The sequence below is a fragment of the Marinobacter alexandrii genome, assembly GCF_005871205.1.
In the GTDB taxonomy this organism is placed as follows: Bacteria; Pseudomonadota; Gammaproteobacteria; order Pseudomonadales; family Oleiphilaceae; genus Marinobacter; species Marinobacter alexandrii.
In genome coordinates, this window is record NZ_SWKM01000014.1 from 290,604 (window position 1) to 316,313 (window position 25,710).

23 protein-coding genes are annotated in these 25,710 nt (G+C 56.0%); 14 read left to right on the forward strand and 9 right to left on the reverse strand.

Translation table 11 applies throughout. The annotated features are described in order from the left end of the window. Positions 1-10: 10 nt before the first annotated feature. Both FCS96_RS15235 and FCS96_RS15240 read right to left on the reverse strand, forming a co-directional pair. On the reverse strand, positions 11-676 hold the full coding sequence (locus FCS96_RS15235; RefSeq protein WP_138441231.1) for a transglutaminase-like cysteine peptidase: 666 nt from the start codon (positions 674-676) through the stop codon (positions 11-13). Positions 677-684: 8 nt separating this feature from the next. Then, on the reverse strand, positions 685-1,335 hold the full coding sequence (locus FCS96_RS15240) for a type II secretion system protein N (RefSeq protein ID WP_138441232.1): 651 nt from the start codon (positions 1,333-1,335) through the stop codon (positions 685-687). A 163-nt stretch (positions 1,336-1,498) separates the two neighbouring features. Here FCS96_RS15240 and gspE point away from each other — a divergent pair, with 163 nt between their 5' ends. From gspE to gorA, 11 genes are all read left to right on the forward strand, one after another. Next, positions 1,499-3,007 carry a type II secretion system ATPase GspE gene (gene gspE / locus FCS96_RS15245; RefSeq protein ID WP_138441233.1) on the forward strand — a complete coding sequence of 503 codons (1,509 nt, stop codon included), beginning with the start codon at positions 1,499-1,501 and terminating at the stop codon, positions 3,005-3,007. 3 nt (positions 3,008-3,010) lie between these two features. After that, a complete protein-coding gene (gspF, locus tag FCS96_RS15250; protein WP_138441234.1) occupies positions 3,011-4,222 on the forward strand; it encodes a type II secretion system inner membrane protein GspF in 1,212 nt (403 codons plus the stop codon). Between the two features lie 65 nt (positions 4,223-4,287). Further along, positions 4,288-4,740, forward strand: a complete 453-nt coding sequence (gene gspG, locus FCS96_RS15255) for a type II secretion system major pseudopilin GspG (protein WP_138441235.1) — start codon at positions 4,288-4,290, stop codon at positions 4,738-4,740. Then, positions 4,741-5,277 (forward strand): type II secretion system minor pseudopilin GspH, encoded by a 537-nt coding sequence (gene gspH, locus FCS96_RS15260; RefSeq protein ID WP_407658111.1) that lies wholly within the window; start codon positions 4,741-4,743, stop codon positions 5,275-5,277. Continuing rightward, positions 5,274-5,648: a type II secretion system minor pseudopilin GspI gene (gspI, locus tag FCS96_RS15265; protein WP_138441236.1), complete on the forward strand. Its 375-nt coding sequence runs from the start codon at positions 5,274-5,276 to the stop codon at positions 5,646-5,648. Before gspH ends, gspI begins: the two co-directional genes overlap by 4 nt. Next, on the forward strand, positions 5,648-6,403 hold the full coding sequence (gene gspJ / locus FCS96_RS15270; RefSeq protein ID WP_138441237.1) for a type II secretion system minor pseudopilin GspJ: 756 nt from the start codon (positions 5,648-5,650) through the stop codon (positions 6,401-6,403). Before gspI ends, gspJ begins: the two co-directional genes overlap by 1 nt. Next, positions 6,403-7,413, forward strand: a complete 1,011-nt coding sequence (gene gspK, locus FCS96_RS15275; protein WP_138441238.1) for a type II secretion system minor pseudopilin GspK — start codon at positions 6,403-6,405, stop codon at positions 7,411-7,413. The genes gspJ and gspK overlap by 1 nt, the downstream gene beginning before the upstream one ends. Before the next feature lie 2 nt (positions 7,414-7,415). Further along, positions 7,416-8,720: a type II secretion system protein GspL gene (gene gspL / locus FCS96_RS15280; RefSeq protein WP_138441239.1), complete on the forward strand. Its 1,305-nt coding sequence runs from the start codon at positions 7,416-7,418 to the stop codon at positions 8,718-8,720. A 4-nt stretch (positions 8,721-8,724) separates the two neighbouring features. Then, positions 8,725-9,252, forward strand: a complete 528-nt coding sequence (gene gspM, locus FCS96_RS15285; protein ID WP_138441240.1) for a type II secretion system protein GspM — start codon at positions 8,725-8,727, stop codon at positions 9,250-9,252. Positions 9,253-9,281: 29 nt separating this feature from the next. Further along, the gene (locus tag FCS96_RS15290) at positions 9,282-9,953 is read left to right on the forward strand and encodes a GNAT family N-acetyltransferase (protein ID WP_138441241.1); all 672 of its coding nucleotides are present in this window, start codon (positions 9,282-9,284) and stop codon (positions 9,951-9,953) included. 25 nt (positions 9,954-9,978) lie between these two features. Further along, a complete protein-coding gene (gene gorA / locus FCS96_RS15295; RefSeq protein WP_138441242.1) occupies positions 9,979-11,340 on the forward strand; it encodes a glutathione-disulfide reductase in 1,362 nt (453 codons plus the stop codon). A 70-nt stretch (positions 11,341-11,410) separates the two neighbouring features. Here the strand turns inward: gorA and FCS96_RS15300 are convergent, their stop codons facing one another. The 3 genes from FCS96_RS15300 to FCS96_RS15310 form a co-directional block, all read right to left on the reverse strand. After that, positions 11,411-13,363 carry an ATP-binding protein gene (locus FCS96_RS15300; protein ID WP_228264125.1) on the reverse strand — a complete coding sequence of 651 codons (1,953 nt, stop codon included), beginning with the start codon at positions 13,361-13,363 and terminating at the stop codon, positions 11,411-11,413. Beyond that, a complete protein-coding gene (locus tag FCS96_RS15305; protein ID WP_138441244.1) occupies positions 13,356-14,288 on the reverse strand; it encodes an ABC transporter substrate-binding protein in 933 nt (310 codons plus the stop codon). The genes FCS96_RS15300 and FCS96_RS15305 overlap by 8 nt, the downstream gene beginning before the upstream one ends. 77 nt (positions 14,289-14,365) lie before the next feature. Then, the gene (locus FCS96_RS15310) at positions 14,366-16,492 is read right to left on the reverse strand and encodes a TonB-dependent receptor plug domain-containing protein (protein WP_228264126.1); all 2,127 of its coding nucleotides are present in this window, start codon (positions 16,490-16,492) and stop codon (positions 14,366-14,368) included. A gap of 145 nt (positions 16,493-16,637) precedes the next feature. Between FCS96_RS15310 and FCS96_RS15315 the strand changes: the two genes are divergently transcribed. Then, on the forward strand, positions 16,638-17,264 hold the full coding sequence (locus tag FCS96_RS15315) for a J domain-containing protein (protein WP_138441245.1): 627 nt from the start codon (positions 16,638-16,640) through the stop codon (positions 17,262-17,264). Here the strand turns inward: FCS96_RS15315 and FCS96_RS15320 are convergent. The 4 genes from FCS96_RS15320 to FCS96_RS15335 form a co-directional block, all read right to left on the reverse strand. After that, complete coding sequence (locus FCS96_RS15320) at positions 17,261-18,256, reverse strand: bile acid:sodium symporter family protein (RefSeq protein ID WP_138441246.1); 996 nt, start codon at positions 18,254-18,256, stop codon at positions 17,261-17,263. The genes FCS96_RS15315 and FCS96_RS15320 overlap by 4 nt on opposite strands. A gap of 3 nt (positions 18,257-18,259) precedes the next feature. Next, positions 18,260-18,937 carry a FadR/GntR family transcriptional regulator gene (locus FCS96_RS15325; protein WP_138441247.1) on the reverse strand — a complete coding sequence of 226 codons (678 nt, stop codon included), beginning with the start codon at positions 18,935-18,937 and terminating at the stop codon, positions 18,260-18,262. Positions 18,938-19,042: 105 nt separating this feature from the next. After that, on the reverse strand, positions 19,043-20,530 hold the full coding sequence (locus FCS96_RS15330; RefSeq protein ID WP_138441248.1) for a flavin-containing monooxygenase: 1,488 nt from the start codon (positions 20,528-20,530) through the stop codon (positions 19,043-19,045). A gap of 98 nt (positions 20,531-20,628) precedes the next feature. Beyond that, positions 20,629-21,537 (reverse strand): LysR family transcriptional regulator, encoded by a 909-nt coding sequence (locus FCS96_RS15335; protein WP_138441249.1) that lies wholly within the window; start codon positions 21,535-21,537, stop codon positions 20,629-20,631. A 110-nt stretch (positions 21,538-21,647) separates the two neighbouring features. Between FCS96_RS15335 and FCS96_RS15340 the strand changes: the two genes are divergently transcribed. Both FCS96_RS15340 and FCS96_RS15345 read left to right on the forward strand, forming a co-directional pair. After that, a complete protein-coding gene (locus tag FCS96_RS15340; RefSeq protein ID WP_138441250.1) occupies positions 21,648-23,249 on the forward strand; it encodes an NADH-quinone oxidoreductase subunit L in 1,602 nt (533 codons plus the stop codon). Beyond that, entirely contained in the window at positions 23,243-25,696 is a 2,454-nt protein-coding gene (locus FCS96_RS15345) for a YbcC family protein (protein WP_138441251.1), read from the forward strand. Before FCS96_RS15340 ends, FCS96_RS15345 begins: the two co-directional genes overlap by 7 nt. Positions 25,697-25,710: the final 14 nt, after the last annotated feature.

Here is a 25,710-nt window from a genome sequence, read left to right on the forward strand (position 1 = left end):
GGTCGAATAGCTACTGTTGTAATGAGTCGGTCAGGCGTTGGTTCAGTTCCTGCCAGCGGGAAAGCTTCTGTGCCTCGCCAATGCGTTCGCCTTCACCCCCGGATGAGTTATTAAGCCAAAGTCCTTCACCATTAAAGCTATAAACAGGTTCAAGATCAGTGCGTTGTGAGGCGACTTTTATCTCATTTATTAAGTTGTCGAGGATCAGCGGGTCGGCGTCTGGTTGCGAATACCACGCTAAAACCATGTGGGCCTGGTTGAGTTCCAGTGCCTTTACATACACAACGCGCAGTTGGTCATCGGGTACGCCCATGGATTTCAGGGTCAGGTACTTGGCGATGGAGAAATCCTCGCAGTCGCCGGCGTTGGTGGTCAGCAGCTCCACCGGTGTGGCCCAGTAATCTTCCTCGCCCCAGTGCCGAATGTCGCTGACAAAATTCACTCGGTTGAAGAAGCGGTTTACAAGCTGGAGCTGGCGCTCGACCGGGGCGTTGGTGGCGAGTTTGTGCAGGCGTTGCCAGTTCTCGAGCCGTTCGAAGGCCTCGGTGCCGAACTCTTGCTGCACGTAGTTCATCAGGCGACTGCTAAGCTCAAAAGCCCCCACCAAGGTCGCTGCCAGCATTAGAGCTGGTAACAGTGACGCAGGGTGCCGGAGCGCAGGAGCGGCGGTGACCATTGGTGGCCTCAGTTACTGTTGTTTCGCAGCCGTTCCCTGAGTTGTTCAAGGCGTCGGCGGATTTCCTCTCTGCGCTGCTCATCGGCGGCAGGTGAGGATGCCTGGTTGGATGCTGGTATCTGGGTTTCCGGTGCGGACTGTTCTGGTTCATCCTGATTACCGGACGCTACGGTCATACCGGAACGGTTTTTTTCTTCGGGGAAAAACAGGTTCTCAAGCTTACCGCCACGCTCAATGACCACCCGGTTGGCGTGCACGGAGCGGAGCTTGGCGTTACCGGGTAACTCCTCGCCCACCGGGTATGCTTCGGTGTTGCCTTTCTGGTCTTCAATGAGAGCGCTACCGGGAAACTCGCCGTCGGCTGCCAAAACGCCCCTCAAGAACAGGCGCAAGTTGGTTTCTGGCAGGTTTTCGGTCTCCACTGGCCCCGCGCTGCCTTCCTGGCGGGCGGTGCCAAACAGGGCAAGCGTGGTCAGATCCACTTCCGGCGTCTGGCTCAGATCTCGGCCTTCACGGACCAGTTGTTGGGCATTTATCGAGGATGAACCGTGGCCCTGAGCCTGGGAGAAACTATAAACCTGCCAGGCTGTCACACCGACCATGGCCGTGCCCGCGATAACGGTGAGAAGAAGCGGAAGCCGTTGGTTGTAAAAGGGCATTGATCTTCCTGGATGCAATTGTGTGGGCGGAAAAGGTCCACAGGTTATCAGACGGCAATGAATTATTGGCAGTATAGTGTATAGAGTTATTCAGCGGGTCCATATCCTGTGGTAGCCTTTCTGAATTGATTGAATAAAAAAGAATTTTGGGACGGGGAAGACCTTGACTACAGAATCTGAATTGCAGCAGCAGGATGCACCGCTGGGCCGTCTTCCTTTTACATTTGCCAAGCGCAATGGGGTCATTCTGACGCGCTCGGAGGAAGGCGATCCGATCATCCTGATTCGGCCCGGTGCCTCACATTCTGCCCTCGCGGAAGCGAACCGCGTAAGTGGCGGACGAGCACGGTTCTCCACCATTGATCCTGACCGGTTCGACCACGCCCTGAACGCTGCCTATCAAAACGATTCCGCCGAAGCCATGCAGATGGTCGAAGGCATCGGTGACGACATGGATCTTGCCTCATTGGCGGAATCCGTACCGGAAACAGAGGACTTGCTTGAGCAGGAAGATGACGCGCCGATCATTCGCCTGATCAACGCCATCCTGACCGAAGCGGTCAAAACCAGCGCGTCCGATGTTCATATTGAGACTTATGAGAAGCGCCTGGTTGTCCGGTTCCGGGTGGACGGCGTTCTGCGTGAGGTGGTACAGCCAAAGCGGGCGTTGGCACCGCTGCTGGTGTCCCGTATCAAAGTTATGGCCAAGCTTGATATCGCTGAGAAGCGGGTACCACAAGACGGTCGGATAGCCCTGAGAGTGGCCGGCCGGGAAGTGGATATTCGGGTCTCGACCATGCCGTCGTCCAGTGGTGAACGGGTAGTGTTGCGTCTGCTGGATAAGCAGGCTGGTGCGATTCGCCTGGAGTCACTGGGCATGTCCGGTGACGATCTGAAGGTGCTGCGCAAGCTGATCCACCGGCCCTACGGTATTCTTTTGGTCACCGGTCCTACCGGTTCCGGTAAATCGACCACGCTGTACGCCTCCCTGCAGGAAATCAACGATCGCAGCCGCAACATCCTGACGGTTGAAGATCCGATCGAATACGATTTGCCCGGTATTGGTCAGACTCAGGTCAACACCAAGGTCGACATGACCTTTGCTCGCGGCCTCCGCGCCATCCTGCGCCAAGACCCGGACGTGGTAATGATTGGTGAGATCCGGGATCTTGAGACCGCTGAAATCGCAGTTCAGGCGAGTTTGACCGGCCACCTGGTGCTCTCCACGTTGCACACCAACACCGCGGTGGGCGCAATCACCCGTCTGATGGACATGGGGATCGAGCCGTTTTTGATTTCCTCCAGTCTGGTGGGCATTATCGCCCAGCGCCTGGTCCGGGTGTTGTGTACCGAATGTCGTGAGGCATACACGCCCACTGAGGAACACTGTGAGTTCCTGCAACTGGACCCTTTGTTGTCGCCGACTCTCTACCGGGCGAATGGCTGCGAGCATTGCAACAACCTGGGTTATCGCGGCCGTATTGGTATTTATGAGGTGGTGGAGATCACCGACGAAATAAGCGGGCTGATCGATAAGCGGGGCGGCGAACTGGATCTGGAGAAGGCCGCCCGTAAACGAGGGCCGAGCATCCACGCAGATGGCGTGCAGAAGATACTCGACGGCGTGACCAGCGTGGAAGAAGTGCTGCGCGTTACTTACCGGGGCCGATAAACCATGCCTGCTTTCGATTACAAGGCACTTGATACCCGGGGCAAGCAAAAAAACGGCGTGATGGAGGCGGATGCGCCGCGAGCGGTTCGCCAGCAACTCCGTGAGAAAGGCTTAACCCCGTTGGCCGTTGAACCGTCGACGGAGAAACAGGTACGCTCCAACCCCCTAAGCCGCCGAGGCTCTTTAGCGGCTGCAGATCTTGCCCTGGTGACTCGCCAACTCTCCACGCTGATCCAGTCTGGTATACCGGTGGAACAGGCCCTTTCTGCAGCTGCTCAGCAGTCCAGCAAACCCCGTATCCGTAGTATGCTCATCGCGATAAGGGCGAAAGTGATGGAAGGCTACGGTCTGGCTGAAAGCCTGGGGGAATTCCCCAACGCCTTTCCACGCCTGTACCGCTCCACGGTATCTGCGGGCGAACACGCAGGCCACCTGGATCTGGTATTGAACCGGTTGGCGGACTACACCGAAAGCCGCCAGGAAGCTCGCCAAAAGATCCAGCTAGCCGCCATTTATCCGATCATCCTAAGTGTGGTTGCAATTTCCATTGTGGTATTTCTGCTGACCTACGTGGTTCCGGACATCATCGAGGTGTTTCTCAAGCAAGGGCAGGAGTTGCCGGCCCTGACTCAGGCCATGCTGAACGTATCGGACTTCCTCGGCAGCTACGGTGTTTTTCTTCTGATTCTCTTGATCATCGCGGTGATCGCCTTCCGATTGGCTTTGAGCAGGCCAGCATTCCGGCTACAGTTCCATAAGCGTCTGCTGCACCTACCGTTATTTTCCGGCATGGTGCGGGGCGTGAGTACAGCCCGTTACGCCAGTACTTTGAGTATCCTGACCACCAGTGGTGTGCCTTTGGTGGAGGCCATGCGGATTGCGGGCGAAGTCTTATCCAATGACTTTTTGCGGGGCGAACTGCGGGACGCGGCGCGAAAGGTCAGTGAAGGCGGTTCGCTGCATCGTTCGCTGGATCAAACCGGGTACTTCCCACCGATGATGCTGCATATGATCGCAAGCGGTGAGGCCAGCGGCGAGCTGGACAGTATGCTGGAGCGAACGGCCCGGATGCAGGAGAACACACTGCAATCAAAAATTGCGGCCATCGTCGGTTTGTTTGAGCCAATGATGCTGCTGGTGATGGGTGTGGTGGTGCTGATTATTGTCTTGGCCATCATGCTGCCGATTCTGAACATGAGCAACCTGGTGGGTTAGGCCCAAGGGGTGTTCGTGAATGCCACTTAAAACGAAGGTATTCCATTCCAATGACGAGTGAAACAATGACGAATCGAAATAGGAACCTGCGCACCAACAGTCGCGGCTTCACCCTGATCGAGATCATGGTGGTGATGGTAATTCTGGGGCTCCTGGTGGCGATTGTTGCTCCGAACATCATGGGCCGCAGTGATCAGGCCAAAGTCACGGTTGCTGAAACCCAACTGAGCAACATTGCCAATGCCCTGGATCTGTATCGGCTGGATAACAGCCAATACCCCTCCACCCAGCAAGGTCTGGAAGCGCTGGTGTCCAAACCCAGTGGCAGCCCCGAGCCGAAGAACTGGAACCCCGATGGCTACTTGAAAAGTGTACCGGAAGATCCCTGGGGTGCTGAATACCAGTACGTGAGCCCGGGAACCGAAGGGCCTTATGATCTGTACTCCTATGGCTCCGACGGCCAGGAAGGCGGTGAAGGCGACGCCGCGGACATCAGCGCCTGGAACACCAAGGGATAGGTGATTGTGCGCTTCGCGACACGGCAAGCCGGTTTCACACTGCTGGAAATCCTGGTTGTCCTGATCATCGTCGGGCTGCTGGCGTCTCTGGCGGTGTTTAGCTTTGGCGGCAGCTCCCAGCAAAGGGAGTTGAAGAACGAAGTGCGCGACTTGTACCTGTTGATGCAAACGGCCTCCGAGCAGGCCGTTCTCAATAATCGCGAATTGGGTCTGCAGGTGATAGAGGAGGGTTACCAGTTCGTCGCCTATGAGGACGAATCGGGTGACTGGGCGGCGTCCGGAGAACGCCTGTTCCGGCCGGGCAGCTTTCCGGAGTGGCTGGTAGTGACAAAGTTCATCGAAAGCGATGCCCCGAGATTGGCCTCGGCCGAGGATGAGTTGCGCCCGGATGTGGTGTTTTTTTCCAGCGGCGAAACCACGCCGTTTGAGATTGAGTTCACCGTCGGCAAGAACAGCGACTACCTGCATATTCTGGCGTCTGATGGCGTATCAGACCTTGAATGGCGCCAGCCCGGTGATGACGAGGAAGACCTGTGATCCGCCAGAAAGGCTTCACACTCATTGAGGTGCTGGTTGCGTTGCTGGTCTTCGGCCTGATTGCCACGGCGGCTGCGGAGGTGGCGAGCCAGTACATTTCCAGCTACGAACGAGTCCGCGATAAAACTCTGGCAGCCTGGCTGGCGGATAACCGGATCAATGAGCTGCGTCTCGCCGAGAACCTGCCGGGAATCTCCGAAAACTCCCAGGATACGGACTACGGTCCGTTCAGGTGGCAGGTGACTACCGCCGTATTGGCCACTGAAGAGCCGACCATGAGGCGCGTCGAAGTTACGGTATCCCGCTACCGCGGTGAGGTATCCGAGCCCGCGCCGGTGCATACCTTGTCTGCTTTCCTGGGGCAGAACTGATGAAGTTCCCCCCGCTTTCATCCCGCCCGCAGAGTGGCTTCACGCTGCTTGAAGTTCTGATTGCCGTCACCATCACTGCGGTGATTGGTCTGGGTGTGTGGCAGGTGTTAAGCGGTGTCATCACGTCCCGGGATCGCGTTAACGAACTGGCTGAAGAGTTTGATGGACTTCAGCGTGCCATGCTGCTGCTGGAGCGCGATCTGATGCAGGTGGTAAATCGTCCGGCGCGGGATGTGTATGGTGACTATCAGATTGCATTGACCAGCCGGCAAGAAGATTTCGCGTTGATGCTGACCAGGCAGGGTTGGCGAAACCCTCTGGGGTCACGTCGCAGTGGTCTGCAGCGGGTAGCCTGGGAATACACTGGTGAGGAACTCCGGCGCCGATACTGGCCTCTGGTCGATCAGGGCCAGGAGGACACCAGCAGAGATGTGTTGCTGTTGGAAGGTGTACTGGACTTTGAGGTTCGCTTTCTCAACGATCAACGGGCCTGGGAGCCGGAGTGGCCGACGGATGAAACCATGGCGAGCCTGTCGCCCGGCAGCCGGCCAGAGACGCCACTTCCCATGGGGATTGAAATCACCCTGGAACATGAGCGCTACGGCGATCTGGTGCGCACCTTTGTACTGCCGGACTTTAGTGCTGAAGAGGCCCAAGGCGTGGTTAACCAAACCAATGAAGCGGGCAGCGAGACCGAAGCCGAAGAGGGCGCTGACGATTCGGACGCGACTGGCACTCAGGGGCAGGGTGGCTGATGGAGCACATCCGTGTTGACCAATTTCCGGCCAGAGAACGTGGCGTGGCCTTGATTATGGTGCTGTTGGCGATGGCACTGGTGGTTATGCTGACATCCGGAATGACCCAGCAACAAAGCATCCGGGTGTTCAAGGCCGGGCATTACCTGGCCCAGCAACAGGGAACGAGTATCGCGCTGGGTGCAGAAGCGTTCGCCAAACAGATCCTGGTCCGGGATTACGAGGACGATAAAGAAGAAAGCGAGATGATCGACAGTCTCGATGAGTTCTGGGCCATGAACGCGGCGATATTGCCCCTGGATGATAACGGTGTGGTCGAGGTTCAAATCGATGATCTGGGGGGGCGAATTAACCTGAACGATCTGGTGACCGCTAACGGTCAGGTGAATACACTGACCAAAGAGCGACTAACCCGGCTCTTCGCTGCCCTTGATATATCGGCGATCAATGTCGACGTGCTGGTCGACTGGATTGATGAAAATGACCAGACTGTTAGTGCCTATGGAGCCGAAGATGGTCAGTATCTCTCGGCGGAGCCCGGCTACCGGGCGGGCAACCAGCCCTTCATCAGCGTGACCGAGCTGCGGCTGCTGGAGGGAATGACGGAAGAGATCTACCAGGCCTTGAGCCCCCATGTGGCGGCCCTTCCGGTTTCCGGGCTGGGGATCAACGTGAACACTGCCACCGCGCCGGTGTTACGCTCGCTCAGTGAGGAGCTGACGGATGCCCAGGCGGCCGCTATTCTGGAAAAGAGAGAGGAGGAGCCGTTTCTGAACCTCCAGGACTTTCTCGCGCTACCAGAATTTGCCGGGTTAGGTTTAACCTCGGCGGGGCTTGGGCTGCAAACGCGCTTTTTTGAAGTCGCCTCCAGGATTACCTACGATGACCGGGTCGTGAACATGGTCAGCACCGTTTTCAGAAACCCGGAAGGCGAAATTCGGACGGTTCGACGGGATACCGGGCAGAAAAACCGAATTACAAAAGAGCCGTTCACCATTTCAGAAGGATAGCCATGTCTTATCGCCTATACGTGCGGCCAGTGCCTCCACTGGCCGACCCCGCGCAGAACCCTGAGGCGTTCTCGTATAACTGGGTGTTGCATGATGCCAGCGGCGATACCCAGGCACGCGGTACCGGGGATACCCAGCGGGAAATAGAGCAGACACTGGGGCAGAATGCCCTCGACAATGTCTTGCTGATCGGGCTGATTCCTGGCGATGAGGCCTTGTTCTGCCTGGCCGACATCCCAGCCAAGCAAAGCCGATACATTCAGCAGGCCCTGCCGTACGCGGTGGAAGAGCAGATTGCCCAGGACATTGAGTCGGTGCACCTGGCCCTCGGGCGGCATACCGACGATGGCTATCGTGTGGCCGCCATTGACGAAGAACGCATGCGGCATTGGGTTAGTCTGTTCAGCGATTGGGAGCACGTACGCCTGGACGCGATCTACCCGGATGCCTCCTTGCTGCCGGTTACCGAAGGCGGCTGGTCGGTCTGTCTGGATGGCGAAATCGCGCTGATGGTCAGTGATCGTGGCGAGTGGCTAAGTATGCATTCGGTAAATCTGGGCATGTTTGCGCACACGCTCGCCGTCCCTCCCTCTGAGGAGGTCGTCGCCGAGGTACCGGTTACTCTTTATGCCACCGAGCAGGAATTTGATGCGCAGCAGACCATCGTGAGCGAGTTCAAGGCGCCAGGGCGGTTACTGGTGCGTCGGGAAACTCTTGAGCTGATGCCGCTGGAATTGCTGGCGCATGCTCACCATCACCACCTGTCACATCCGATAAATCTCTGCCAGAGCCGGTTTTCCAACCGGTCAGACACCGCAAGTCCCTTCAAGCCCTGGAAGCCCCTGATTGCTGTGGCAGCGGTCTGGTTTGGCATCCAGATTGCGCTCGAAGTAGGTATGGGGATGTACTACGAACGCAAGGCCAGTGAGTTGCAGGATCGGGCAATGGCGATCTACCGGGAGGCGTTTCCTGGTGATAGGCGCACCCATGCGGGCAATGTTCGCCGTGTTATCGAAGGTCAGCTGCGAGTTGCGGGCTCTGCGGGCCCCGATCTGGATTTCATCACCTTGATGAAATACACCGGTCAGGAATATGCGGAACTTCCGGGAGGCCAGTCGGTTACCTTCAATTCCGTGAACTTCAGCCGATCCCGGGGAGAGTTGGTGGTGGATGTCAGGGCGGAAAGTTACGATCGCCTGAGCGCGCTGCGAAATGGCTTGTCCAATCAGGGGCTGGAAGCTCAAATTGGTTCCGTGGTTAACGAGTCCAGCGGCGCACGTGGCCGACTGACGGTTTCCGGAGGTTAAGGTCATGTTTGAGAAACTTAAAAACCAGCCCTCGGTTGGCAAGCTGATTGCCCAGTACGACCAACTGGCTCGTCGTGATCAGCAGGCATTGCTGGTGTTAATGGTTGCGGTCCTGTTGGGGCTGTTGTACTTCGCAGTATGGAATCCGGCCACCAGTTTTCACGATTCGGCGGCTGCCCAGCGGGAAAACGCGGCTGAACTCCTTGCCTGGATGCAAACCAATGAAACCACTATCAAACGCTTGGGCAGCGCTAGTGGCGATGCCTCCCCGGGCTCCGCGAATTTACCAGATGGCCGGGCACTCATGGCACTGGTGACTCGCTCTGCGCGGGAATCCGGGTTGGCACTGCAACGGTTTGAGCCAAGCGGTGAAAACGCAATCCGGGTCTGGATCGAGGATGCTCCGTTTGCCGAGGTTGCAGCCTGGTTGGAGCGACTGAAATCGGGCAATGGCGTGATCATTGACCAGGCCGCCATGGACCGGGCCGATGAACCAGGCCGGGTTTCTGTTCGTTTAACACTGACAATCTGATTCGGTAGTACCGGCAGGAGAGCATGAGAATGGCTAACGGCAGTGGTAACAGCAGTCAATCAGAACCCGTGATTGTGCGTCTTGATGGCTCCGCGACTAACGAGGCGCGCTCCATTCTTTATCATGCTTACCGGCAGGAACCCACGTTCCAGTACCTGTTTGACCACCGGCGCCCAGGCTACGATCAGCGAATTCGGGCCACCATCCGCGAACTCATTGATCTGTATTTTGAGTTTGATCAGGAAGCCATCGGCGTCATGGTAGACGATACCCTGGTGGCCGTTGCGTTTATTGGCGATCCCGAATTACGGATGAACCTGGCAGATCAGTTCAGCTGGCGTATTCGTATGGTTCTGACGACGGGGTTTGCATCGACACGGCGTTACCTCGATTACCACGAAAAGATCCGGAATATGCTGCCCCAGCCATTGGCGCATCAATTGCCGCTGATGGGCGTAAATCCCAAATACCAGAACCGTGGTTACGGCCGTCTGCTGCTGAAAACCGTTGAAAAACTCTGTTCGGAAAATCCCCGCGGCAGCGGGTTGGTGCTCGATACCGGAAATAGTCGATACCTGCCATTTTACGAGTCCGAGGGGTTCCGCAGTCTTGGCAAAATACGACTCGGTGACTTTGAGGATCATGTTCTGTTCCGGGAAGTGCACCCGGAGAGTAAAGCAGCCGCTGAAGGCCGCCACTGATTTCGAATGACCTACAGGAGACACTGTGTCTGACAACCACGATTTTGATCTGATTGTAATTGGAGCTGGCTCGGGCGGAGTGCGCCTGGCAAGGATGTCGGCCCAGCGGGGCGCCCGCGTTGCCGTAATCGAATCACGGTATCTGGGCGGCACCTGCGTCAATGTTGGTTGTGTGCCCAAGAAACTGTTTGTGTATGGCGCGCATGTGCACGATGAGCTCGAAGATGCTGCCGGTTACGGTTGGAACGTGCCGACCTCAGACGTGACTTTTGACTGGCCGACACTGGTGGCCAACAAGAACGCCGAAATTGAGCGGCTTAATGGAATCTACGGCCGAATGCTCCAGAACGCTGGCGTGACAATCATTGAGGGCACAGCGTCGTTCTCCGATGCTAATACCGTAGTAGCGGGCGGAACCTCCTACACTGCAAAGCATGTGACCGTGGCGACAGGGAGCTGGCCGGTGGTGCCAGATATTCCCGGAAAGCAATGTGTGGTCACCTCTAATGAAATGTTCTACCTGCCGCAGCTTCCCAAGCGTGCCGTGATCTGGGGCGGTGGCTACATTGCTGTTGAGTTCGCGGGCATTCTGGCTGGGCTTGGCGTTGAGACGACGCTGTTGTATCGCGGAGAGCTGTTCCTGAGGGGGTTTGACACCGATATCCGGAACTTTACCGAACAGGAAATGCGTAAGAAAGGCATTGATCTTCGGTTTGGGGTCAACATCGATTCAGTGGAGCCGGAAGGCAATCAGTACCGGGTTCATCTGAATAACGGTGAAACCCTGGCGACTGGCTTGGTGATGGCCGCGACCGGCCGGTCAGCTCTGGTGGAAGGCCTTGGACTAAGCGAACTGGGTGTGGAACTAAGCGAGTCGGGGCATGTGGTGGTGGATGAACATTTCCAGACCGCGGTCCCATCCATCAGCGCTCTGGGCGATGTTATTGGTACTCCGCAACTGACGCCGGTGGCGTTGGCCCAGGGGATGGTGCTGTCCCGGCGGTTGTTCGGTGATGGCCAGGGTGAAATGGATTACTCTGCTATTCCGACGGCGGTGTTCTGCCAGCCTAACATTGGCACCGTGGGTCTGACGGAAGATGAAGCTCGCTCAGCCGGCCATTCGCTGCGTATTTATCGCTCGGAGTTCCGGCCCATGAAATACACCCTGAGTGGCCGTGACGAGCGCAGCCTTATGAAACTCGTGGTCGATGACGAAACCGACAAGGTGTTGGGTGCTCACATGGTGGGGCCAGATGCTGGGGAAATCACTCAAGGGCTGGCCGTGGCCATCAAGGCCGGTGCCACCAAGGCTCAGTTCGACTCGACCCTGGGCATCCACCCGACCTCTGCCGAGGAATTTGTGACCATGAGGGAAGCTGTCGTCTAACGGATCCACATGCCCAGGGAAGGGCGCTGAATGCCTCAGCTTTTCATCTCGCTCTCTGCTCTTCATATTCTCAGCCCTGGACCCAGCGTCCCAGAACTTTCTGTAGATTTTCCTTTCGTACCGGCTTGGCGACGTAATCGTTCATGCCGCTTTCCAGGCAGTTTCTGTCAGTGCCCGGTAATACGTCAGCGGTGAGCGCGATGATCGGAGTGCCTGACCGGCCATTGCTCTGTTCCCATTCGCGAATGTGACGGGTGGTTTCGTAGCCGTCCATCACCGGCATCTGGCAGTCCATTAAGTTGACGTCGTAGCCCCTGTGGTTACTGCGGATCATGTTCAGGGCATCCTTGCCGTTGTTCGCCGAATCGGCCTGGTAACCCAGCTTGGTCAACATGGCTTTTGCCACGCGCTGGTTAACAAGGTTGTCCTCGACAACCAGTGCATGGGCTACACCGGAACCGGGCTCCCGGGGCTCTCTGGTTGACTGGTTGTCGTAGGTTGGGGCGTCAGCACTGCTTGCAAGCTCAAGCGGAAGCTCAAACCGGAAGGACGAACCTTTTCCAAGATCTGTTTCGACCTTGATGTGGCCACCCATAAGTTCCACCAGCCGCTGCACCAGTGCTAGTCCGAGGCCGGTGCCGCCGTGGCTGCGGTCGTCGCCGTGCTGTAGTTGTTCGAAGGAATTAAAGATATCCGGCAGTCGTTCAATTGGAATGCCCGAGCCTGAGTCACTCACAGCGCAGTTAAGAATGATGCAGTTGTCCTCCAGCCCAAAGCAACCTGCTTGAATGATGACGGATCCGTCGCTGGTGAACTTAATGGCGTTATCGATCAAACTGGCGATGATCTGGCGCAGTCTGGGCGCATCGCCAATCACCATGGGTTTGTCTGGCCAATCGCCGAAGAAATTCACGCTGAGCGCCAGGCCTCGCTCTTCGGCTACTTGACGGTAGGTGGCTGCGCAGTTCTGGATTAGCTTCTGAAGCTCGAACTCCTGGCTGGAAAGCTTGAGAGTGCCGCTTTCCATGCGGGAAAAATCAAGGATGTCACTGATGACCGTCAAGAGATCCTCGGTGGATTGACGGGCGGTTGTCAGGTAATCCTGCTGACTAGGGGTCAGGGAATCCTCCTGAATCAGATCGATCATACCCAGCACACCGTTCAGTGGCGTGCGCAGTTCATGACTCATAGTTGCCAGAAATTCCGACTTCGCCAGATTGGCTGATTCCGCTTTCTGGCGTGCGTTCTCTGAGGCCGCCAGGGTTTGCTCGCGGGAAGCCTCCAGGCTAAATAGGTGGGTTGCCAGTTCGTTCAATTGTCGCTCAATTTCGACAACCTCCTGCGCGCTGCCCCGATTGCCGATAGTGACTTCTTCATAGTCCCGGTTGATCAAGCGGGAAATTCGGCCAGATAACTGTCGGACGGGAGAGAGTATGGTGTTCAGGTGGTGCTGGATGATCAGCATCGTGAACAGCAGGAGGGAGGCTCCCACTGCCAGCGATGTCCAGAGGATATCTCTTTGCCGGTTAGCTAGCAGATCCTGGTTGACACCAACGTGAACTGTGCCCATTCGCAATGCGCTCACTCCTAGACCGGACTTAGGCGTGAACCATTCGGTAGTCCGTCCGACATCCAGCTCCAGCGGCTGTTGCAATATCTCCGTTTCGAAGACGTTGTACAGATCAGGATCAATCGGGGTACTGGTTTCACTGTTGACAACGAAACCGATCGGGTCGCCCATGACATTGGTCACCTCGATCCAGTCCGCTTTGCTTCGCTTCAGCGCTTGGGACAAAACCTGCTCAAGTGCCTGACGGTTACCCGAAACCACAGCGTATTCCAGAGTCGGCGCCAAACTGTCCGCAAACATCTGACTGCTATCAAACAACTGCTGCCGGGCGTCCTCCAGTCGTGCCGAGGTGAAAAATGCAATCAAAACAATAAACATGACGATGGCAGGGACAGCGCCAAGCAGCAGGAGCTTGCGGGTCAGCGTCGATCGAGCGATGTCTGGTTCATTCACCCTGCGGCCCTCCATTCTCGGCAAGTTCCTGCTGTATGGCCCGGTTTAAAAGTGCAGGGTCCGGAACCGGGATATTCATTGAGCGAGCAACCTGATCGTTCACGTCAACCCGATAGATTAGCGGATAAGCCGGGGCAGGAAATGCGCCGGCTACGAAATACTGTTCGATGAAATTGGCGCCCAGCGCAGCCATTTCCACAAAGGGAGCGTAGCTTGAGGCGAGCGAGCCCGCTTTGACATAAGCCTGACTCGGGCCGATAACGATTTTGTTTCGGCGGTAAGCTGTCAACAGAATGTGTTTGATGGTGCGAGGGTTATAGATGGCATCGTCAGGCGCGGCAAGGAGGAAGTCGCCGTAGCGAAGCGCTCGTACAAGGGAGGGAATCAGGTCGTCTTCATTGTCGACGACAAAAACCCGTGCACTCATCCCGTGAGCTGGCAATTCATCAATCAGGGGTTCGTATAGTTCAACCGACGCCGTCGTGGCGAGGATGGCCACATTGTTGGCGTGGGGTAATATCGCTTTGCCCGTCAGAGCCTGGCGAAGCAAAGGAACGTCGTAGAGGACCCCGGAGATCTGGCCCGGGTTCCGGGCAGCAAACCCGTCGATGAATGATTTGTTCACCAACATGGCTAAAATCGGTATCGAGCGATTGGCCTGGCGCACCCTGGAGAACGCTGCTGGGCCGATGGAAATAACGGGAGTGTTCTCGACCATAGGAATTTGATCGCTGGAAATCGGGGTGAGGGTAATATCACTTTTTAATTGGTCGGCGAGTAAGGTCTGAACGTGCTGGTCAAGAGCGATGTTGCCTGACCCCGCAAAATATACGAGTCGGCCCTGTGTTTCCTGGCCGTAGGCTGACACCACGAAGACGAGGCCCAAGAGAGTCGCCACGGCTCGCCTGAAAGTGTCGCGGGTCATGTGCAGCAAACTTCCCCATATGAATCTGCCGTGTGGTGTCATACCATCCTGGGTTACATGCTTTCCTTGGACTGCGTTCAGAAGCGAATTCCGGCCTCAACGAAATACTGATTAGGTTCATCAATGATGTTGTCGGGGCTCATCCACGGCTCCATATTGATGTAATGCTGCATGGTGAATGCCAGTACATAGCTGAAATTACGCCGGTCTATCCGACGGGCGAGTCGGAAGTCAGCGCGTTTGAAACGGGTTCCCCGCACCTCGTGTGCAAGATAAAAAGCGGCGGAGGAGGTTAGCGACCAGGGTAGCTCCTGGATCCATGCCATGCTCCCTGAATGGCGAGCGGAAAGTCGTCCCATCAGGTCTACGGCTCGTGATTGGGTGCTAGGTGGAAGCTTATCGGGATCGCCCGTATAGCGACTGTCCTGATCAAGATAGGCGTAGGTCGCGCGCAACAGGGTACCTGAGAACTCCAGTGAACTTTCGAGCTCGACTCCTTCCTGATCCACTGCGACGTTGTTGTCGATGTACCAGTCCTCTTCGTTGATCACTCCGCTGATCATATCTCGAAGATAGTCATTGAAATACCGTACTTCAACGCTCATCAGGGCAGAGCCCAGGTGGTACTGGCCGAAGTAACTGATTTCACGAGAGGTGATGGTTTCCTCTTCCAGCTCTTCGCCAAACGTGGAGGTGCTTTGATCCACCAGATCCTTAACCTCGAAACGAATGCCCTCCAAAGCCTCGAATGGAGGCTGGACGTTGCGCGGCCGGTAGGACCAATCCGGGTCCTGTTCAAAGGCATCCGGTGTTCGCACGGCCCTGGAGAAGACAAAGCGTATGGCGTGGTTGTCATTGATGATGAAGTTTGTGGCAACCCGCGGCGAAAAATAGCCCTCATCGGTTGTGGTGGTAGTCTCCCAGTTGCCACCCGCGTTGAACGTGACCCAATTGAAGGGCGAATACTCAGCATTGGCAAATACCCGGCTCTGGTAATTGTTGCCGCGACCGTTGAAGAAGGTCTCCGAGTCAAAGGTGTCTTTCCGATAGCCCAGGCCAGATACCAGTTTGAATTCGGGATTGAATATGATGGTATTCTGCAGCTCGAACTCGAGACGGGATTCTTCGGCATCCTCATTGAGGTCCGCTACAAAGGGACCCTGATCCGTCGGAAATGGCGCGCCCGGTGGCAATAGCTGGATGAACTCGTCGGCAGGAACTGAGATCGACCACCGCTGACGCCGTCGCTGGTTCTGGTAGCTGGCTTGAAGGTGGTAGAAATGGCTGTCGGAAATGGCCCCGTTGAACCGGGTTTGCAGATAGTAAGTGTCAAGAATGATGTCTGGATTGGTGGTGGATTCCAGCTTGCCTGATTTTTCACTGTCTTCTTCATTTACGCCATCGACCACGCCAGCCCGAAAGTCGATCGAATGGTCGTTATCAATGGCCAGCAGGCTGTCAAAGTTGAAGTTGTTGATGTCGAAGCCATCGTGGAACTTCTCTTTCTCGTCATCCTTTTGTCGGTCGAATCCGTTCGATTTGCGTTTTTCGTAGGATAAGCGCCAGCTACCCTCTTCAGAGCTGTCACCGACCGAGGTAAAGGTTCGCAAGTGGCCCCGGGAGCCGACCGAGGTGTATGCTTCGGCACCTGCGGTATCATAAGGGGAACGGGTAATTATGTTGATGCTGCCGAGAAAGGCATTGATGCCATGGGCGGCGGCATTTGGGCCACGGCTAACTTCGATTCGCTCGATGTTTTCGAGAGCAACCGGTATCGCGATCCAGTCGACGTCAGACAGGCTTGCTTTGTAGGCTGTTCGACCGTCAATCTGAACCTGAAGCCGCCGTTGTTCGTATTGGGAAGTGCCATGGTAGGTGGTTACCTGGTTGTTGCTGCCGTATTCGCCGACCACCATGCCGGGGACAAGCCGGAACACCTCCACCAGGTTCATGATTCCAAGGTCGCGAATCATGTCGCCGGTAATAATGGTTGTGGTGCCCGGCACTTTCAGTTTCGATTGGCGCAGCCGAGTTGTGGTTAATACCTCAGGTATTTTGGATTGCTCACCCTCTGCAGTAAGAAACTCCGCGTATAGCCCGAGTTCTCCAGTTTGAGCCGAGGTTGGGGCGGGTAGGGTAAGTGCCGCGACAAACGCGCAGGTGGCGGCGTTGATAGCCAGAGGTGTTTTATTTAGTGACGTCACTGTCGAACTCGTTATGGGTGAAGATCTATACTTTGCCAAGCCAAAGAGGGGCGCATCACGTTAATGTTTTGAACTATCGTAGGGGACTACACACGGTTTGTCTCTCAAAAATGTAATGAATCTGAGAGCTGGGAGCTGCAGCTTTATGAATTGTTGGGAAGTACTGGGAATTGAGCCAACGGAAGATCGTCAACGAATACAGCTGGCCTACGAGCAGCAACTGAAGTTTGCCTCGGGCGAGGAAGCTGAAAAACTGGATCGTGCTTTTCGAGAAGCAACCGGGGGCGCTCCGAAACCTGAGACCCCGCGACCTTTGGCGAGCAATCAGCCACTGGAGCCTGATCGCGCCCTGGATGCCAATGAGGGGCAGATTGTCCGGGAGGTTGTCATTCAGATTAACGCCCTGCTGAATGATTCAGGACGGAGCCGGGATGTGGGTATCTGGAAGGCGATCCTCTGTGAGCCGCCGGCAGATCAGGCACCAGTGCGCCGGGAGATTGCCCGTCAACTCGAACCACAGGTCAGGCCGATGGCTGACAATGGCAGTCTGCCTGCTCCGGTGGCCCAGTTTCTGGGCGACTGGTTTGAATGGACCAGTCTGCAGGGTATTGTTGAGCAAGGCGATGAGTCACAAGCCGGCAATGCGGAGATGGATGCTGAGGAGGCAGACCAGCCCCCTCAACTGGTTAACTTCTGGCCCGCCGTAATCGGCTGGATTGTCGGTCTGGCGATCCTTGCGAGCCTGTTTGGCGGCATGGCCGGAGGGAGTTAATCCTGCGCAGTGCCCGCCATCGCATCCATTTTGGCCCGGTAGCGCTGGGCCAGAATAGCACCGAGAATGACCTGAGTCTGGTTGTAGCACATGATCGGCAGCACGATCATCCCAAAGCCTGGGTGGCCCGAAAAAAGTACTTTTGCCATTGGCAAGCCAGAAGCCAGGCTCTTCTTCGACCCGCAAAAAACAACCGCCGCCTCATCCTGCAAACTGAACCCAAAATAGCGGACAAGTAACCTCGCTATGATCATGAATAAAGTCAGCAAAGCGACACAGAGCACAATGGTCAGGATGATCGCTTTCGCCGGCAGGTTCTGCCACAGCCCGCTTTCCACGGAATATGAAAACGCTGAATAGACAATCAGCCAGATAACACATTTATCGTAACGCGCCATCAACCCCTCATTGCGACCCAGAAAACCACCTAGCCAAGGCCTCAGAGCGTGGCCCACAGCGAAGGGCAGAAGCAGTTGCAGCATGATGTCCTTGAACGCCTCCGCTATGGAAAAATCACCGGCGCCTGATGTGCTCACCAGCAAAAGCAACAGGAACGGAGTCAGCATCATTCCGAACACGTTGGAAGCCGCGGCGCTACAGATCGCAGCAGGAACGTTGCCCCGAGCCAAGGCGGTATAGGCGATTGAAGACGACACCGCTGAGGGCAGCACGCCTAGGTATAAAAAGCCAAGCCCCAGATCTTTGGGCATCCAGGAGGGTGCCAGACTGCTCAGGCCATTGATGGGCAGAACCACCAGCGGGAAAAACACAAAGGTCATGGCGGTGATGAGAATGTGGAGCCGCCAGTGCATGGCACCGGCAATAATCTGTTCCCGCGACAGCGCGGCACCGTGGAAGAAAAAGAGCAGGGCAACGGCGACGGTCCCAGCTATTGCCAGTGCGTCACCGATGTCACCCGTGGCTGGCACCACCGAGGCAAGAACGATGGCGCCAAGTAACAGTAGGGTGAAGGTGTCGATCTTGAATTTCATGAATCAGGATTCCCGGCCTTGCAAGGCCCGAAGGCTGGGTTGGAGTAGGGATCTGGCCAGTTGTTCTGCCTTGACTGGATCCCGGCGACGAACAGCGGCCAGCAGGAGTTCGTGATCTTCTTGGGAGGGCTCGGGCAGATCGGCTTCTGTTTCCGTGCGCTCGATGGTTTCCCGGATGCCATGGGAAAAGTAATCGTAGAGCTCAGATAGCGCGGAGTTATGGGACGCAGCCACCAGGCTATGGTGAAAGGCCTGATCGTGTCGAACCCGGTCTGCCACTGACGCACCGGCTTTGGCACGGGCGTCCAGCGCTTCTTCCATCACTCTCAGATCTCGATCTGTCCGCCTCGTGGCTGCAAGTTTGGCGGCCTCGGTCTCGAGCATAAGACGCACTTCCAACTGGTCGGCGAGGTGAGTCCTGCCAATTCTTCTCAGGGTTTCGCCGGCGTCCCGGGTTGAGCGAACGTAAGTGCCGTCGCCCTGGCGGGTTTCCAGTATCCCCACGTGCACCAGAACCCGAACCGCTTCACGCACAGTGTTTCTGCTTACGCCTAACGCCTCGGACAGCTCGGATTCCACCGGCAGCTTGCTGCCGAGGGGCCAATGACCGGATTCAATGGCTTGTCTGAGACTTTCGATGGCCGTGTTTACCAGCGAGCCTTTGCGTATTTTTTCGAGCATGTACCAATCATCCTATAACCAATAGACCAATCATCCTATGAATTTGGTGAGTCTGCAACCCATCGACAACGCTGGATTAGAGGGGGAGTTACTCAGTACGTATGCTCAAGCGCCCCGAGGCGGGTCAATAAACTGGTAATCAGCAGTGTCCACGCGGCGGGTAGCCAGCCGGTAGGTAAAGGTAAAGCCAGGCCAGTTCACGGTGTTCTTGCCGTTGGCATCCAGATACCAGGAGGTACAGCCAGAACTCCAGACACTATGCTCCAAGCCTTCCTGCACCACCGAAGAAAAACGCTCTTGCCGATCCTGCCGGACATCCATGGCTGAACCCGGGTATTTTTTTAGCGCCTCCAGGGCGTCCAGAACGTAGCGAATCTGGGATTCGAGCATGAACACAATGGAGTTGTGGGCAAGGTTGGTGTTCGGGCCATAGAGCATGAACAGGTTGGGAAATCCGCTAACGGTAATGCCTTTGAAGGCCGACGCGCCCGTTTCCCAGGCCTTGTTCAGGTTCACCCCGGCTCGACCGGTAATTTCCATAGGCGCGAGAAAATCCGAGGCCTGGAATCCGGTGCCGCAAATAATCGCATCGACAGGGTGGTGCTCACCATTGCGGGTAACTATGCCGTCAGTATCAATGTGATCAATGGCGTCAGTCACCAGACTGACGTTGGACTGGTTAATGGCCGGATACCAGTCATTGGAAATCAGGATGCGCTTGCAGCCGATCTGGTAATCCGGAATAACGTGTTTCAGTTTTTCCGGATCGGTGACGTGTTTTTTAGCCTCTCGCCGGGCTTTGCGGGCAAAGATCTCCAGCAAGCCGCTGAGCCTGGTAAAGACCAGGGCCCGGCTTTCGTTCTTCCAATAGATCAGGTAGCGGTAAAGCCGATCCCAGGCCGGAATGGCACGGAACAGCGCCTGTTCCCAGCGCTTGAACGGCCGGTCCGGTTTGGGAAGTACCCAGGCGGCCGATCGCTGAAACAGGTTCAGGGATTTTACGGTTTTCGCCAGCTCTGGCACAAACTGGATGGCACTGGCGCCAGTGCCGATCACCGCTACGCGTTTGTTAGCAAAGTCGTAGCTGTGGTCCCAGCGGGCGGAATGAAACAGCGTTCCTGCAAACCGATCCATGCCTTCAATCCGGGGCCAGGCCGGCTGGTTCAGTTGACCTGTTGCGGTGATCACTACATTGGCTGTCAGCTCCTCGCCATTGGTCAACGTAACCGACCATTGGTTCTGGGCTTCATTAAAGTGGGCCTTACCGACAGGGGAATTGAAACGGATGTGGTTGGCTAATGCGTACTTCTCAACACAATGTTCCATGTATCCAAGAATTTCGTTTTGCAGTCCGAACTTGCGGGTCCAGTCGTGTTTGGGTTCGAAGGAATAGGAGTAAAAGTGGGATTGCACGTCGCAGGCGGCACCGGGATAGGTGTTATCTCGCCAGGTTCCTCCCACACCCGAGCCTTTCTCAAGCACAGTAAAGGAGTCGATGCCTGCTTTCTTGAGTTTAATGGCCATGCCTAGCCCACCAAAGCCGGCACCAATGATGATAATTAATGGGGAGGAAGCGGCGCTGGATCTGGTCATAAAAAGGGCCCGGGACGTTTTTTTGTTTAGGTCGTTTGAAATTGAGTATACGGTTGTGCCAGCCCTTGTTGGATGGCAGGTTTTGCCAGTGGGGCTAGTCAGAACGACCAATTTGCCGAGCTGGTCAATAGCTCGTCCGCTGGCTGAGACAACAGACTCGTCAGCAGCGGCGGCTCAAATTGTCGTCGGATGCTGATGGCATAGAATTCCTCAAACACACCGGGTAATGCCCCATAGTCCTGAAGGGTTCCGGATTTCAACTCGTCCCGGACCACGACCGGTGGCAAAACGGCGACATGGTGAGTGTCCCTCGCCAGAAGCCGCATCATCGCCATGTCGTCCACCTCAGCAACGATGCGTGGGCTGAGCTTGTGGTAGTCACATAGCTGGTCAAAGGCATGGCGAATATTATTCTCCCGGCCCGGAACAATAAGGCTTCGATTGGAGAGCAGATCCGAAAAGGATCCGCTGTTGGCTTTATCAGGGCGTCCGATCAAGCTGACTGGCTGACGGGCAATGCGTCGGGAGCGCCAGGGATTTTCTTCATCCCCGTGCACGGGTTGATTCGACAACAGCAGATCCAGGCGATGTGCTGAAAGCCTGCGTAGCAGGTCATCCAGGGTGCCACTTTGAATAATGAGCTCCAGGTCTTCCCGGCCCAGCAGCGGTCGGAGAAACCCTTCCTGAAAGTTTCGGGACAGGGTCGCCACAGCGCCAATTTTCAGGCTTTCCCGATTGGTTTGCGCTCCTGAGCGGAACAGTTCGGTCAGTTCCTCGCCTTGCCTGAAGATCTCTTCTGCGTATTCAAACGCCACTCGACCGGCTTCTGAAAGCTTCAGTCGGCGCCCCTCCCGAACGAACAGTTGGTAACCGAGGCTGTCTTCCAGCTTCCGGATCTGACCGGACAGTGCCGACTGAGACACGTGTAAGGACTCGGCTGCGCGGGTGAGGTGCCCTGTTTTCGCGACGGTCCAGAAATAGAAGAGGTGGTGGTAATTGAGTCTCATGCCAGGGGCCTCTTAACTGTTCTTTTAAAACGAACGATTCAATCTTTATAAACTATTTTTTATATAAAGCTATCCCCTGCACAGTAAACCTCATACTTGAGGGGGCTTTTATGCAGGAATTTCTGATTTTTTTGTCCATGCCGGCGTTGCTGGTCTGGCTGATTTTGCCGGTCGCATTATTGGTGCTAGCGGCATTCAGCAGTTGGACCCGCAATCCGTTAAAACTGGATCATTGCTGGCGGATAGCGTCCCGCCTTTTTGAAGCATCCATGGTGTCGACGGTAATGGTGGGCATCCTTTTGTTGCTGGGGGGCGGCGTGCCGGAACTGGGGCGTCAGTTTGGTCTCTATCCGGACGGGCTGGCCGTTTGGATGGCGTTGCTGGTGGCATTCATCGGGTGGGTCATCTTGAGGTACGCGGAAAACTACCTTCGAGGCGATCCAACACGCGCCCGGTTCTTGCCATGGTTCCTGACAACACTGGCCAGCGTGCTGTTATTACTCTTCACCGACAACCTTCTGGTACTGGCAGGAGCCTGGGTGGGCGTCAGCCTCGCCCTGCATCATTTGCTCACGCTTTATGGGCATCGCCCGGAAGCGCGGCTGGCGGCTCTGCAGAAGTTCATCATTAGCCGCGTGGGGGATATTTGTGTTGTCGGTGCCGTGTTGCTTTTATACCGCCACTACGGCACCTTCCACCTTCCGGAAATGTTACAGGTAGCGCACACAGGAGTGTCCGGCTCCCTGGCGCTGGACGTGGCCAGTGTTTTGTTTGCTGTCGCGGCCATTCTCAAATGCGCCCAAATTCCCTTTCACGGTTGGTTGTTGCGGGTCATGGAAGCGCCCACCCCAGTCTCCGCTCTGCTGCACGCGGGCGTCATTAATCTGGGCGGGTTCCTCTGGCTTCGGCTTTACCCGGTCTTCGAGGGCTTCACCGCCGGACACCTGTTGTTGCTGAGTATTGGTGGGCTCACGGCCGTGGTTGCGGTTCTTGCCATGATGAGCCAGTCGTCTGTAAAGCACGCGCTGGCGTGGTCGACCTCGGCTCAAATGGGCTTTATGCTCTTCGAGATCGGCATGGGCGCCTACACCCTCGCATTTCTCCATCTTCTCGCACATTCCCTGTACAAAGCTCATTCGTTTCTGGCATCGGGTCGCACTGTGGCCGCATCGAGTGTCATGCCAATCCGGGAGGCCGCCAACCGGGTGAGATTGAGCTGGGCTTTGGCGGCCGGATGCTTGGCGGCTGCAGTGCTTTGGTTTATCCCGGGTCTCGTTAACAACAATCCCGTGCTCGCTGGAATTCTGATTTTGGCGATCAGCGGTGCGGTTGCGGGAATCCCTTCAGGAACCCGAGTTGGCAGCAGGCTACTGCTCGGTTCTCTGGCATTGGCACTTCTGCCGATCTACGGTGTGCTTCATTGGCTGTTAGATCCGATCCTTTTCCAGCCCGCCAATGCCCAATTACCGTTTTTTGCCCTGGTAATCGGCATGGTGGTGTTGCTCGTTCTTCTATTGCTCTCCTCCGTGATCGTTTTCTGTCCTGCAGGTCGTGCTGCGACGTTGCTCAGAATCCATGTCAGTCACGGGTTCTATCTGATGTTGCCGTTTGATCGCATGACGGCTCGGCTATCCAGCCACTTCCGAGGAAAACAGACCGGCGCTCTACCATCGAAAAACGGTATTTCCGTACTGGGAGAAAAATCATGTTGAACACAGCCTTTTCCGGAAACAAGGCGGAACTTGGTGGGTGGCCAAGCCCCCCGACGGTTCTCCCGTCTTGTTCAATGATTCCGCCAAGCTGGCCGTTGAACCGCTGGATTGCTGTGAACCCATGGTGGGGCGTCAGGCATTGTCCCGCGGAGCAGGCCAGCCAGATACCTGGTGTTCAACCAAAGACATCTATGTTCATGCCCATGGCTTTCTACCGCAGCGCCTGGCGGGGTGGACGCATTAAACAGGAGGACCTCAGTGGGGCTATCGAGGAACTGGGAAGTTCCCTCCCGGTTGAACAGCTTTTTCTCGCTTTGGAGAAAGACGAGTCAGACCCATCTCAGTCTGCTCCGCTCATGCTTGAACAGATCCGGGGGGCTGATGGCTTACCAGCGATCGAAACGGTACGAGAGCAAGTGGCGCGCGCCTGTGGGTTGTTCTTCGATCAGCAACAGTCACGGGACTTTTTGCGAGACACCTCGCATTCGTTGTTCAAAAGCTGGCTGGAACAGTCCATCCATGACATAACGCTTGATCGCAGAGTGGGCGTGAAACGCGCTCGTGAAGAGTTAAAGTCGATTTCAAAGAACCATCTTCAAGCCTATGAATGGGCGCATAAAATTCTTAGCCTTTCAGGCTCCGACATCGAAAAACTGGCGTCCAGATTGTTGTTTGAATTGGTGGGCTGGGCATCCTGGTGTCGAGGTGTGGACTGGAGAGAAAGCCTGGAAGGACGAGAAAGCAGTATCGCAAGCGAGCTGCTGGTGGTGTTTCTGGTTTGGGAGGCCATCGCTGTTGACAGTGCAAATACAGATCAGCGCTATCAGTGGCAACGGGCCTGGGGAAGGTTCCGTAACCTGGATTTTGTTACCGATCCGGGCAAGTCCGTCAAAGGTTATGAAAGGGTATGGCACAGGGCCTACGAATACGGGTACAAGTGCCAGTTAACCGCATCGCTGTTTCGCCGTGGCAAGGGTGGAGAATCCGGGAAACCGACCAACAAACCAGCCACTGTCCAAGCGGTATTTTGTATTGATGTCCGGTCAGAGCTGATGCGTCGTCATCTTGAGGATTGCTCCTCGAATATTGAGACCATTGGCTTTGCCGGGTTCTTTGGCATGCCCGTGGTGCACCAGACGCTCACTCCGAACGAAGGTGAGGTCAGACTGCCCGGTTTGTTGGCACCAGCGTACCGATTGGTGGATTCAACCGGGAGCCTGGCGCAGGATCTCAACACGTGCAGGTCTGCAGATTCGAGGGAGACCATTCGGCAATCGATTCGAAAGGCCAAGTACAGCAGCTTCTCAAGCTTCACCCTCGTGGAAAGCACTGGGCTGGCCTGGGCCTGGAAGCTCCTCCGCGACAGCCTGAATCAGGCTAAGACACCTGGCGCGAGCTTCGAACCCGCCAATCGTCGTCTCTATCATTGTCACGGTGGTGATCCGGTCTCAGATAGCGAGCGAGTCAGCTTGGCTGAAAAACTGTTGCGAGGAATGTCGAAAACCACTGACTTTCCGTCCTTGTTGGTTTTCGTGGGTCACGGCAGCCACGGCGACAACAACCCACATCGGGCGAGCCTGGCCTGCGGTGCTTGTGGTGGCCAAAACGGTGGATTGAATGCCTGTGTTGCCGCTGATTTGATCAACGATCCGGTTATTCGTGCCGGACTGGTGGACAGGGGCATACGGATTCCGGATTTCACCATTGCTGTTGCCGCTGAACACTGCACGGTGACGGACTGCGTGACGATCCTGCAAAGAGATTTGATCCCGAATGCCTATCTGGATGCTGTGATTCAGCTGGAACAGAGTCTCGAAGAAGCAGGTAAACGCACCCGCCGTGAACGTGCCACCGCGCTTGGGCTCAATGGCCTCAATGATGAGATTTTGTTGAATTCGATGGTGAAACGGACTTCAAGCTGGTCTGAAATCCGGCCCGAATGGGGGCTCGCCAACAACGCCGCGATCATCTTCGCCAAGCGTTCTCGCACTCGCGGTATCAATCTCCAGGGCCGGGTCTTCCTGCATGACTACGATCCGGTTCTGGATGCCGATGGTGTAATTCTGGAGTCACTAATGAGCGCGCCAATGATTGTTGCCAACTGGATAAATTTGCAGTACCTGGGGTCGGTCTCTGCACCGGATACCTTTGGAGCGGGTAACAAATTGCTGCATTCGGTGGTTGGCGGGAACATGGGTGTCGTTGAGGGCAATAACCCGGACTTGCGATTGGGCTTGTCACTCCAGTCGGTCCATGATGACCAGAAGTGGAGGCACGAGCCTATCCGGCTTCATGTGGTCATTGATGCCCCGCCTGAGCGGATAGAGGCTGTCTTGCGGAAGCAGGCTGATGTCAGGCAGTTGGTCGAGAATCGCTGGCTTTGGTTGTTTCGGTGGGGAGACGGAGGGTTGGAGAGCTACCGGGATGGTAACTGGAACTCCAACTGAAAAGGGCAGCGAGG